The organism is Nostoc sp. (genome assembly GCF_036919595.1).
Taxonomy (GTDB): domain Bacteria; phylum Cyanobacteriota; class Cyanobacteriia; order Cyanobacteriales; family Nostocaceae; genus Nostoc.
The window spans coordinates 17,128-29,201 of the sequence record NZ_JBALCO010000118.1 but is presented as its reverse complement, the minus strand read 5'-3'; the positions used below and the strand labels follow the sequence as shown (position 1 = coordinate 29,201).

General features: G+C 39.4%; 12 protein-coding genes and 1 pseudogene. 7 read left to right on the top strand and 6 right to left on the bottom strand.

Translation table 11 applies throughout. From position 1 onward, the window contains the following. Positions 1 to 190 precede the first annotated feature (190 nt). The 3 genes from V7K21_RS18015 to V7K21_RS18005 all read right to left on the bottom strand — a co-directional run bounded on the left by V7K21_RS18015 (position 191) and on the right by V7K21_RS18005 (position 2,515). Positions 191 to 346 (bottom strand): hypothetical protein, encoded by a 156-nt coding sequence (locus V7K21_RS18015; protein WP_335176498.1) that lies wholly within the window; start codon positions 344 to 346, stop codon positions 191 to 193. Positions 347 to 934: 588 nt separating this feature from the next. After that, on the bottom strand, positions 935 to 1,216 hold the full coding sequence (locus V7K21_RS18010) for a hypothetical protein (protein WP_335176496.1): 282 nt from the start codon (positions 1,214 to 1,216) through the stop codon (positions 935 to 937). 540 nt (positions 1,217 to 1,756) lie between these two features. Continuing rightward, the gene (locus V7K21_RS18005) at positions 1,757 to 2,515 is read right to left on the bottom strand and encodes a YebC/PmpR family DNA-binding transcriptional regulator (protein ID WP_335176494.1); all 759 of its coding nucleotides are present in this window, start codon (positions 2,513 to 2,515) and stop codon (positions 1,757 to 1,759) included. A gap of 305 nt (positions 2,516 to 2,820) precedes the next feature. Between V7K21_RS18005 and V7K21_RS18000 the strand changes: the two are divergent. Further along, positions 2,821 to 2,982 (top strand): annotated as a pseudogene (locus V7K21_RS18000) (ABC transporter substrate-binding protein); the annotation flags it as partial. A 40-nt stretch (positions 2,983 to 3,022) separates the two neighbouring features. Here V7K21_RS18000 and V7K21_RS17995 read toward each other — a convergent pair. The 3 genes from V7K21_RS17995 to V7K21_RS17985 all read right to left on the bottom strand — a co-directional run bounded on the left by V7K21_RS17995 (position 3,023) and on the right by V7K21_RS17985 (position 5,977). Beyond that, positions 3,023 to 4,594, bottom strand: coding sequence for a metallophosphoesterase family protein (locus tag V7K21_RS17995; protein ID WP_335176492.1), 1,572 nt, complete (start codon positions 4,592 to 4,594; stop codon positions 3,023 to 3,025). Between the two features lie 734 nt (positions 4,595 to 5,328). Beyond that, positions 5,329 to 5,754 (bottom strand): type II toxin-antitoxin system VapC family toxin, encoded by a 426-nt coding sequence (locus V7K21_RS17990; RefSeq protein ID WP_298920324.1) that lies wholly within the window; start codon positions 5,752 to 5,754, stop codon positions 5,329 to 5,331. Between the two features lie 7 nt (positions 5,755 to 5,761). Further along, a complete protein-coding gene (locus tag V7K21_RS17985; protein ID WP_335176490.1) occupies positions 5,762 to 5,977 on the bottom strand; it encodes a hypothetical protein in 216 nt (71 codons plus the stop codon). 508 nt (positions 5,978 to 6,485) lie between these two features. On the opposite strand from V7K21_RS17985, the gene V7K21_RS17980 reads away from it, so the two are divergent. From V7K21_RS17980 to V7K21_RS17955, 6 genes are all read left to right on the top strand, one after another. Continuing rightward, complete coding sequence (locus V7K21_RS17980; protein WP_335176488.1) at positions 6,486 to 7,643, top strand: sulfate ABC transporter substrate-binding protein; 1,158 nt, start codon at positions 6,486 to 6,488, stop codon at positions 7,641 to 7,643. Positions 7,644 to 7,727: 84 nt separating this feature from the next. Further along, positions 7,728 to 8,729, top strand: a complete 1,002-nt coding sequence (locus tag V7K21_RS17975) for a PstS family phosphate ABC transporter substrate-binding protein (protein ID WP_335176486.1) — start codon at positions 7,728 to 7,730, stop codon at positions 8,727 to 8,729. 49 nt (positions 8,730 to 8,778) lie between these two features. Next, the gene (pstC, locus tag V7K21_RS17970) at positions 8,779 to 9,720 is read left to right on the top strand and encodes a phosphate ABC transporter permease subunit PstC (protein WP_335176484.1); all 942 of its coding nucleotides are present in this window, start codon (positions 8,779 to 8,781) and stop codon (positions 9,718 to 9,720) included. Positions 9,721 to 9,726: 6 nt separating this feature from the next. Beyond that, positions 9,727 to 10,626, top strand: a complete 900-nt coding sequence (gene pstA / locus V7K21_RS17965; protein WP_335176482.1) for a phosphate ABC transporter permease PstA — start codon at positions 9,727 to 9,729, stop codon at positions 10,624 to 10,626. 51 nt (positions 10,627 to 10,677) lie between these two features. Continuing rightward, a complete protein-coding gene (pstB, locus tag V7K21_RS17960; RefSeq protein ID WP_334975570.1) occupies positions 10,678 to 11,505 on the top strand; it encodes a phosphate ABC transporter ATP-binding protein PstB in 828 nt (275 codons plus the stop codon). A gap of 93 nt (positions 11,506 to 11,598) precedes the next feature. After that, positions 11,599 to 12,024, top strand: a complete 426-nt coding sequence (locus V7K21_RS17955; RefSeq protein WP_335176480.1) for a hypothetical protein — start codon at positions 11,599 to 11,601, stop codon at positions 12,022 to 12,024. Positions 12,025 to 12,074 lie beyond the last annotated feature (50 nt).

Here is a 12,074-nt window from a genome sequence, read left to right as displayed (position 1 = left end):
CGCGATCGCGCCCTTTAGAGCAAGCAAACATTGAAAAACCCCGCTGATGACTTAAGACAACAGCGAGGTAACACAGCTTTACTTATTTTGCAGATAAATAAAGTATAAATTTTATTGCAGAGATACTACCAACTATTACTAGTAAGGGGAACTAATCATTAAATATACTGTCTTTGACAGCAGGAGATTATTACCTATGTTTGTAGATGTGATGTCTTTTGTGATGATGATATCTATGATACTTAACAGCAGCTGAAGCTGGTGTAGCTTGAAACATTGGTGCAGCAATGGCTATGGGAGTAGCAAGTACTAGAGCTAGAACTAAACCTTTCGCAAACTTATTCATGTGATTTACTTGATTCCATTTCTGTAGTGAACCCATGAATTAAATATGACAAAGACACATGTCGTTTTCTTGTTATTCATATGAAGTTTTTATGGAGATTTTTGCCGATATTAGCATCTATGTACATCTGAAAAATTACGAAGGTTTTTAGGCAATTATTAAAAATTAGTTTTTGGACTAAATAAGGGTATTTCTCTTGTTTTAAAGAAATTTATCAATTAAAAAAACCTGCTATGGATCACAGCAGGTCTAAATAATATGGTACGTAGTTAGAAAGTAGTAGAAAATAAATCTTTTATAGAACAACTACCAAATATGAAAGTTAATAGCAACTATATAAGTCATACATGAGGATTTTGATCCTTATGAATGACGGTCTATAGCTTACGTCATTTCATTATTAAATAGATATCACAGAAACGTTTGGCAGCTTTGCAAAAGATGAGTTTAGAAAACACTATTTACTTCCATCAATAATTCTAGGATTTACACATGAGAGATTTCCAAAATCTCTTTTAAAGGATACTTTTAATATCCCCCTTTTTAAAGGGGATAGAGGTTTTAGGTTTTCAATGCGTAAGTCCTGAATTAGTTATTTGGGGTGGTTGGTGTAGCTGCGGATGGCGTAGTTGCACCTGTTGGAGTAACGTGTTTTTTAAGTGCGGATTGTTTAACTAAGGATTTACTTCTAACAGCTTTGCCGTGGTGGTGTTTATGATGCTTCCGTTTTGCAGTCTTGGATTTGGCAACTTTAGCAGTTGCGTAAGTTGTAGTCGGGCTAGAAGTAGTTTTGGCTTGAGCAGTTGCAGAAACAGCTACAGGGGCAACAAACATTAGAGCCAAAAGTAAGGCTTTAGCGAACTTATTCATTTAAACTCCTCATCAAATAACCAATCGCCTAACTATCTACTAGCGATATGTCATTAGTTTGTAATTTGTGTGAATCTTACGTGTGATTTTTAAATTATCTCTATTCCAAGATAGATGACTTTAATTAAATACCTTATTACTAGTGTAATCACGTAGATTAAGATAGTGTTGATTGCTCAAAGGCTTGAAGCAACTGGGTTTATACCCAATACTTTGCTAGATGTGATACTCATTGCCATCTAACTTGGACGGATGAGAAGATTTATGTAACATTTTGCACATCATCAGGGTTTTCTAGGGTGTCGATTAACTTGAGCAGCGATGTCTACGACGGGCTATGACGCTCTCTTACGAAACGCTACGCTTCCCCGTAGGGATACGAATATCTAAGCGTTTGCGTAGCGTCTCGTAGAGAAGCCATGCCGCAGGCTTTACGCAACTTTAGGAGACGCTGCACGTAGCTTGCTTCTACGTAGGGGTACGCTATCGGCGTCGCGTCTGAGTAGCTTGATAGGGGTATGATGGCTGTATTGATTTTAATTAAGAAATGCTAAGAGCTATCAATTCTTCTGATATATCAAAGTTAGCTGTGACATTTTGTACGTCATCCAAGCCTTCTAGAGTATCAATTAACTTGAAAAGCGATCGCGCCTGATCCGGATCAGTAACTTCTACACTATTACTGGGAATCCAGCGCAATTCGGCATCAGTCACCTTAAAGCGTTGATCTTTGAGTATCTGGCTAAGGGTTTCTAAATTTGCAATGTCAGTGAATACTTCAGCCATCTCATCTTCAGTCATCTCATAAGACTCAGCACCGCCTTCGAGAGATGCTTCTAAAAGCTGTTCTTCGTCAACCACGCCCTGCACCACACAAACGCCTTTTTGGTCAAACATCCAGCTAACGCAACCTGTTTCACCAAGATTGCCACCATTTTTACTAAAAGCTACACGCAAGTCAGCAGCAGTGCGATTGCGATTATCTGTGAGGGCTTCGATTAAAATCGCTACACCACCAGGACCATAACCTTCATAGCGAATCGCTTCAAAGGTAGCATTATCCCCGCCAAAAGTGCCTGCACCTTTAGCGATCGCTCGTTCAATATTATCATTGGGGATACTCGCTGCCTTTGCCTTGTCAATTGCTGTGCGAAGTTGAAAATTCAGCGCCGGATCTGGTACGCCGCTTCTAGCAGCAACGATAATCGCCCTGGATAACTGAGTGAAGGTTTTTCCCTTTTTTGCATCTACTACCGCTTTTTGGCGCTTAATATTTGCCCATTTACTGTGTCCTGCCATAATCTGAAATTATCAAAACTTTATTCAAGATTATGATATAAACGCTTGCAAAAAGCATAACTTTAGATAATTGTGCAACTATCCATCAGAGTGGCAAAGTTGTTGTGAGGGAACTAGGAAAATTGACCAATCATTTTAATCAACATTATGCACGATTTTTTTTGTCTTCTCGCCCTGCCAAGCGAAGAAGAAAACGTCACACTATCTTAGGAGGTTACTGCTTCTATTATTGGTGGGTATACTATAGCAGTCCTTGCAGGAGTAGTGAAAAATATAGATAAGGAAACGAACCGCAAGAAATGGTATTAGATCAAGTTAAATCTGGGCGATCGCGTCCGATATTTCCTGGTTACAATCAGATTTATGACAGTTTAGGTCGGGTGATTGAATCTGTATTATTAGGTAAAACTTCCCCAACAGAATCACTCAAAGCAACCCAGCAACGCCTAGATTTGATTTTCAAGTGATTAAGGCGCCTAGTTTACCGCCGTAGGCATCGCATTCTGTTTAAATCACAAAAGGTTCAAGTTCGCAGTTATACCACTGATCTCTAATACGTTCAGTAATCAGCGGTCTGATGATAAACTTGGGTGGACTACCATCCAGAACATCAATCCGCACACATGAGTAAGGCAGGCGGTTCTGGTAATTGTAGTCGTGACGACCCACAAAAAGCATTGAATCAGCAACTTTCCGAGTAGGTTTACCTGCAACTTCGGTAAAAGTCTCCATCAATTCAGTTCCCCTTCGCCGTTGATAGCGAGGACGATGACCACTACCACCAGAGATAATGCAGTTAATGTGGGAGTCAGCAAATCCGGTATCAGTTGTGCAAAGATGCTCCAAACAGTGAGCGTGACCATTTAAAATCAAATCGACTATAGGACGTTCTTTAATTAGAGAACCAAGAGTTTGTGCCACTTGTTCAAATACCCAGCGCAAGCGGTGGCGAACCGCCAAGGTTTGTGCCTGATCCCACTTGGTAGCTTCTGTGACATAGGGCGGATGGTGGAAAAAGATTACACGTCCGCGCACTTCGGAGGTGTTCCAAGATTCAATGAGTCTGCTTCGCAACCATTCAAGTTGTTCAAAGTCGATCGCAGGCATTTCATCAGATGCCAATTGTTTTTCAATATCGATTTTGATCTCGTTTATTTGGTCTAGTTTGGCGTTAAGTTCATCGAGTTGTTCTGCTTCGGTGGGTTTATCTGGGTTGAGGCGATTGCATATTTCCAAAATCTGCAATTCTTCTTGATCTATTTCCTGGCGACGCTTTTGCAATTGGCGGCGGTAAATTTCTCCCTCTTGAGTTGTAGGTAAGGGTGATGGTGTATTAAAGGTGTTAGAATCCAGTGCAAAAAAGTCAATACCGCCGTAACGAAAGGTGTAATAGCGATTGGGTAAACGGGTAAAATTTCCAGGTTCGTAACGCAAACAGCGCCCTGTGTCAGTCTTAGCAGTATAGTGTTGATCTAAATGACGTTCTAACTCTTGTGCGGAAGCGATCGCCTGGGTATAGTCCATAAATGCTCGCGCATAGGCATTCCCTTGATATGATCCATGCCAGCCAATCTCGATATCTTTGTAGCGCAACAGGCGACGTAATGAAGATGTTGTTCCAGTAAATAAACGGTACATTAACGGCACATCGTAATAATCATGATTACCGAGTACTGGCAAAAACGGCAGATTAAACACCATGCGGTCATAGGGAATGCTTTTCGGGTTATCGCCACCAACAAGAAATTCCCGGTAAGGCTCAATAAAGTTTGTTGAATAATACTCTTGGGAACCCACCACATAGATTACATCGCCTGTGTGCAAAACGAAACTGCAATCATCGCGGTGAGTCAGCATCAGTTCGGCAACTTTTCGTTGGGGGTGGTGTTGAGAATGGGATTTGGTGCCAGAATCACCGATAACCATAAAGGAAAATTCTGGACTATCCTGCCTGCGATCGTCAATAACCATGCTGGTTTGGTCAATTCCCCGTTGCACAAAACTTGGATGCATCCACCGCACCCGTTCCTTCATCTTTTGAATTTTTACAGGAATCGGTGGATCGGAAATCAATTTCATGGCTGATAACTTTTGAATGCCTAATGCACATGCCGATTGTAACGAAATAATAAGGGTTTTAATTGGGGACTGGGGAATCCCTGGCCGTCTAATCAGTATTTAAGAGCATGAAACTCAAGTACAGTGCAAAGTTCCTGATGTTGATTGACCAAAGCATCCATCATTTATCCTCATTTTTTAGTTTGTCATTTGTCAAATGTGAAGAGTATGCAAAGATGACTATTTCCGCCATAAACAACTTTGTGGTTTTTTAATCATAATTAGCGCTCTTGTATTACTTGAGGTACGGAATGGGAGGTATATTTTACACACCTCCCATTAAATTTTTCAATAGACATAAAAGTGATAAAGAATGTAGAGACGTAGCACTGCTACATTTTTACAAAGGTTCTGGATAACGCATATTTAATTTCACTCCTATGTCTATTGGTTTCCACCAATTTGTGGCGATAGTAATTCTTGCTCCACGAAATAACAATAGAACTTTCCAAACTACCAGTAGAGATTTTTATGAATGAATATAAGGTATCTCTGCTAAGTCAATCCCTATTAGAAAAGCTAAATTTTGATGAATTACATACCATGCAGTTATCTAACTTTTTCAGTCATTATCCAATAGTCATAAAGTCGCGATCGCAAACTGAGATTTGTAGATTTTTCTGATTTCCGACTTCTTTCCACCTCCAAAATCTTCATTTTCTCAATACTTAATCCCAGTCCCTAATCCCCAATCTTTAAGGTAAATTTTCTCGCAGTAATGCTCGAAAACCTGCTTGTTGAAAATGCTCATCAGCAGTTAGTGCTTCAGTGATTCCGCTATATTGCATCACAATAAAAGATACGCAATCCCCAAATCTCCATTCTTTCTCTGTTCGTTCCCGATATAACTCGAAAGCACGTTCGTAGAGTTCCTGGGAGAGAGGAACAATTTCGACTTTGGAGTCTGCTACTAGAGAATTTAATAATATGATTGCCGCTTGACGATAAGGTCGTTGGGATAAAGCATTGCCAATTTCCAACATCACCGCCTGTGTTGTCACCAAACGTGTTTCTGCCGCTTGTAACATTTTAGCCAGATGTAAGGCTCGGTCATGTAAGCGATCGCTCGGTGCAGATAAGGCAATGGCAAATGATGTATCAAGAAAGACTTCAGAATGCATGGAAAGTTTACTTAGTGTACAAAGATTTATCTATATTGGTAGACCAGTCAGGTGGACCATCTAAGTTGAGCGATCGCGCCGTTTGCAGAAATGATACCGTTTCATGTTCACTTGGCTGTAAAATTTCAATACTGATTCGCACGCGGGTATTGATTGGCAGTGCGATCGGTTCAGCCGGATAAAACACTTTGCCATTAAACACTGCTGTGATTTTTTCTACCATTGTTTGCAAAAAGTGCTTTTAGTCTATCCTAAGCTGGTTGTGACAATACGGGTAGAGTAGACAACGCAATAACTAGTGAAGATACTTATAGCTGTCTTACGAATTATATCGATTTTTCAGAATTGCCTAAGTCACCAACTGAACTAATGTTAGTTAAATCCCTGCTCTGAGCTATTTATCAGAATCCGATATTCTGGGTCTGTGAAGTTGCAGTGGTCTTGGTCTTTTACAAACAAAAGGAGGAAAAATTTTCGCTTTTTCCCAATTCTTAGCAACAAATTATCGTGGCAATTCTATACACAGATAACCTATGTACGCTATAAATAAATCAGCTTTTTAGAGTTGGGCAGAACACAGAGCTTAGACTCTACCTTTGCTACTTTGATGATCAAATCTTGACTTAATAAAAAAAATTGAAGCCAGATGAGAACTAATGTTCTATATATCCTATAATTCTTTTAATTACGGTATCCGTCTAGAAATACCGTAGATTTAGGGGTGTATTCTAATGAGCAAGTCGCAACAACTGACACAATTAAGTAAATTCCTCAGTGAGAAAATGCAGGCTTATGCCATGAAAGCTTTGCAGACTATACAACTCTCGTATAAACACGCAATTAAAAGTTGGTTGAATGGACACACTGTGCAAAGCTTTGTGAGTCTGTTTTTAGTAGGTGCTTTTTTGAGTATAGCAGTTGCCTCCTGCTCTGGAAGCAGTTCAGCTAGCAAAAATGATGTCAAGCTGAAACTGGTTTCTTTCTCTGTCACCAAAGTAGCTCATGATCAGATAATTCCCAAATTTGTAGAAAAATGGAAGCAAGAACACAATCAAAACGTCACATTTGAGCAAAGTTATGGGGGTTCTGGCGCTCAAGCGGGTGCTGTCATTGCTGGTTCGCAAGAAGCAGATATAGTACATTTGGCACTTCCTTTGGATGTCAGCAAAATTGCTCTTGCAGGTTTGATTAAATCAGGTTGGGAAACCAAAGCTCCGAGAAATGCTATTGTTAGTAAATCGGTTGCTGCGATCGTCACCCGCGAAGGCAATCCCAAAGGCATCAATAGTTGGGCAGACTTAGCAAAAGATGGCGTGAAAGTGATTGCGGCTAACCCAAAAACTTCTGGTATTGCTATCTGGGAATTCTTAGCTTTTTGGGGTTCCGTGAGTTTAACCGGAGGTGACGAAGCGACAGCGTTAGATTACGTCACCAAAGTTTATAAAAACACTCCTATTCTGACGAAAGATGCTCGTGAAGCTAGCAATTTATTTTTCCAACAAAATCAGGGTGATGTCTTAATCAACTACGAAAATGAAGTAATTTTAGCAGGAAAAAATGGTATTAAACTACCTTATGTTGTACCCCAAGTCAATATTTCCATTGATAATCCTGTAGCCGTAGTTGATAAAAACGTTGATAAACATGGTACAAGGGAAGTTGCACAAGCATTTGTTGATTTTCTTTACTCGACAGAAGCTCAACGGGAATTCGCTAAATTACAATATCGTCCTGTTAACCCCACTGTTACCCAAGAAGTAGCATCACAATATCAGCCAATCAAAACTTTATTCACATCTCAAGATTTAGGTGGCTGGGATATTATCCAGAAAAAGTTTTTTGGAGATGGGGCTATTTTTGACAAAGTTAAGGCTGCTAGCAAAGCATGATATCTATGCTTTTCGTACAAAATTATCTACTAGCAAATAGCCAAGCATAAGGAATTTTAAGTCACTTTACTCAATTGATAATTTATGAGCTTTCGTAGCAGATTTAAGGATAGCTTTTTCCTCATATTTTTAATTATTATTGCCAGCAGTATCACTTCTTGTAGCAGCAACGAGGAAAAGAAAAGTCAGGTGAGTATTGATGGTGCAGCTGTAGGTTTTCCTATTTCTTTAGCAGTTGCAGAAGAATACGGTAAAGTCAAACCTGAAGCTAAAGTAAGCGTTGCTTCAAGTGGTACTGGTGGCGGTTTCAGTAAATTTTGTAATGCTGATATTGATATAGCTGGTGCTTCTCGCACAATTCGAGATGAAGAAATTAAAAAATGTAAAAGTAAGAATATTGAATTTGTCGAGTTACCTATAGCTTTAGATGGCATTGCCGTGATTGCCAACCGCCAAAATAACTTTGCCAAATGTCTAACTATAAAGGAACTGGGTAAGATTTGGGGCGGCAAATCAGATGGCAAAGTATTGAGATGGAATCAAGTTAATCCCAAGTTTCCTAACGAAAAGCTGAAGCTGTATGCTCCATCTTCTGATACAGGAACATTCGATTATATGACTCAAGCTGTGACTGGTAAAGCCAAGAATGGCCGTACAGATTACACTGCCACTCAGAATCAAAACCTTCTTGTACAAGGAGTGTCAGGTGATGTAACAGCTTTGGGTTATGTAGGGATATCTTACTATATTCAAAATCAAGAAAAACTGAATCTAGTTGCTGTAGAAAGTCTTACAGGAAAGTGTGAAAAACCAGTGCCAGTAGATAATGTGATCAAAAATATCTATACACCTTTGTCTCGTCCTCTGTTCATCTATGTAAGTAAAAAATCCTTAGATACTAAGCCAGCAGTAAAAGAATTTGTAGATTTTTATCTAGAAAATTCTTGGAAGTGGGTTGATAGTGTTGGTTATGTGGCATTACCTGATGAAGCTTACCTCAAAGTCAAACAAAAATTTGCTACTGGTGAAACTGGGACAAAGTTTAAAAAAGCAAAACCAGGTGAACCGATCACAAACTTCATTTAAATAAAGTCCTAGTCATTGTAGTCTGAGTGTAGTTAAAACTTAACTGTTTATGCAAAATACCAATTCTCAAGACGAGCCTTATCTACTATCCAGACAGTCACTGGAAAAAAATGCATCTGAAGATATCTCAGAAAAGATTGTTGCGGCAGTTTTATTTGCTTGTGCTTTAGTTTCAGTTTTAACTACCTTTGGGATTGTCATAATTATCTTTCAGGAGACATTCGGTTTTTTCCAAGAAGTTTCCTTTGCCCAATTTTTTCTTGATACTAAATGGACACCTTTATTTGCCGATAAACATTTTGGCGTTTGGCCATTGATTAATGGCACTTTCTTGACTACAGCTATTGCGATGGCAGTTGCTATTCCTTTGGGTTTATCTTCTGCTATTTATTTGAGTGAATATGCTGAACCTAAAGTAGCAGCAATTTTACGTCCAGCGGTGGAACTTTTGGCAGGAATACCAACGGTAGTATATGGTTACTTTGCGCTGTTGTTCCTTACACCATTGTTACGAAATTTTATCCCTCTGGAAATATTCAACGCTTTGAGTGCGGGGTTAATGATGGGGGTAATGATTACTCCTACTGTTGGTTCTATCAGCTTAGATGCTATCCGAGCAGTTCCCCGTTCTTTGCGAGAAGGAGCCTATGCTTTAGGTATCACGAAACTAGAAAGTATTTTTAAAGTAGTTCTCCCAGCCGCACTTTCTGGAATCATAGCCTCAATTATTTTGGGTATTTCTCGCGCTGTGGGTGAAACAATGACTGTCCTCATCGCCGCCGGACAACAACCAAGACTAACTGTTAATTTTGCGGAATCAATAGAAACAATGACAGCTTACATGGCACAAATTTCTGGTGGAGATAGTCCACGTGGTAGTCTCAATTTCAAGACATTATATGCTGTAGGTGCTGTTCTGTTTCTACTTACCCTTACTTTGAATATTGTTAGTTACTGGATTGCTAATCGCTTTAAAGAAAAATACGACTAAATAAATATGGCTACAAGTTATCAACAAGATGATTCTTTAGAATCGGCGGCAGAATTTACCGATAATGTTGAGAGTAGGGATAAATTAGGGAAAGTATTTGAAGTACTTTTTTTGTTAGGATTGCTAATTGGTTTATTTGTCCTAGCATTGCTACTTTTTGATATTTTGAAAGACGGATTAGGCAGATTTTTATCACCCGGCTTTCTCACAGAAACTCCTTCTCGTTTTCCTGAGCAAGGTGGTATTCGTCCTGCGATTATCAGCAGTATGCTTTTAGGATCTGTTGTGATTTTAGTGACTGTCCCAATTGGTGTTGGAGCAGCTTTATATTTAGAAGAATATGCACCTAAAGCTTGGTGGACAGCGATTATTGAGATTAATATCAGTAATCTGGCGGGTGTGCCTTCTATTGTCTATGGATTGCTGGGTTTAGGGGTTTTCAATTATTTGCTTGGGTTTGGCCCTGCTTTGATTTCCGGTGCATTGACTTTATCTTTGTTGTCTTTACCAGTAATTATTGTGACAGCTAGAGAAGCAATTCGCGCTGTCCCAGATTCCTTGAGAAATGCTTCTTACGGATTAGGTGTCACAAAATGGCGAACTATCAGCAGTCACGTGTTGCCCTATGCTGTTCCTGGTATTTTGACGGGGGTAATTATCTCTATATCCCGCGCTATTGGTGATGCAGCCTCTCTGATTGTTGTAGGTGCTGTGGGTTTTCTCACCTTTAACCCTGGTTTGTTTCAGAGATTTATGGCATTACCAATTCAAATTTATAGTTACATCACTCGTCCTGAACCGGGTTTTGCTAGTGCAGCAGCAGCGACAATTATTGCGTTGTTAATCTTGATTTTAGTTTTAAATGGTGTAGCAATTTATCTTCGACAACGCTTCTCAATAAATTAGGTAATTAAATATCTAATTGGATACATTCACGGATATTAGGAGAACAGCCAAATGACTTACAGCAATAGTAGAAGTCAATCAGATAGTGCCACAATAGACCAAGACAAAGGTGTATTCAATGTTGAAGGTGTGAAGGTCTACTATGGGGGATTTTTGGCACTTTTAGATGTTTATCTAAAGATCCCTGAAAAACAAATTATTGCTTTTATTGGGCCTTCAGGATGTGGTAAAAGTACCTTACTGCGTTGCTTCAACCGGATGAATGATTTAATCCCTGGAGCTAAGGTAGAAGGGAGACTGAATTATCGCGATCGCAACATTTACGATCCTAAGATAAATTCTGTAAAATTACGCCGCCAAGTCGGAATGGTTTTTCAAAGACCGAATCCTTTTCCCAAGTCAATATACGAAAATATTTCCTTTGGGCCGCGTGCTAACGGTTATAAAGGTAACATTGATGAATTGGTGGAAGATTCCCTCAGACGCGCTGCTATCTGGGATGAAGTCAAAGACAAACTCAAAGAGAAAGGAACTGCATTATCTGGCGGACAACAGCAACGGCTTTGCATAGCAAGAGCGATCGCTATGAAGCCAGATGTATTATTGATGGATGAACCATGTTCTGCTCTCGACCCAATTTCTAGCCGCCAAGTAGAAGAACTTTGCTTAGAACTCAAGCAACAATACACCATTATCATGGTGACACACAATATGCAGCAAGCTTCTAGAGTCGCAGATTTCACGGCTTTCTTTAATACAGAAATTGACGAGCATGGTAAACGTCGGGGAAAATTAGTTGAGTTTAATCCTACAGCGCAAATGTTCAGTTCTCCTCAAACTAAAGAAGCTGAGGATTATATCAGTGGACGCTTTGGTTAAAGAGACATCATAGTTCTAATTCTGGAAAATATGCTGAGGCTTAATAGTACTAAATTGAAGTAATATTTCAGTTTAGTATTTATACTGTGTATTATGTTTAAGCCTCTGTCATTTGCTTTAGTTGCAGCTACCCTTTTAGTGACATCAATCAATAATCCCAGCAATACTTTAGCTCGAACTTGTGCTTCTAAATGTAAGTCGCACCCGATTCAGTTTACACCTGGGCAACACATCCGGGTTGAAGTTCTAAATAGCACACCTAACCTGATTAAAATTCAAAAACCCTCTGGGACTGATGCAATATCCTTGAGTCCAGGGCAAAAATTAAATCTAGAACAAGTAGAGGGTACAGAGCCAAATACATCTCTGATATTTTGGAGCGAAAAAGGTTTATCACTACAAGCAATTGTCTCAAAACCTAACTATGGTACATTGCGGCTTGAACTCCGTCCGACTTTGCGCTCTCCGGGCGATCGCTCTTTGTATATTATGGATGATGGTAGGATAAACGTGTTTTAGATAGCAAATTAATGTTATTAGTTATGAGTTAAGCAACAACTTTTAATTCA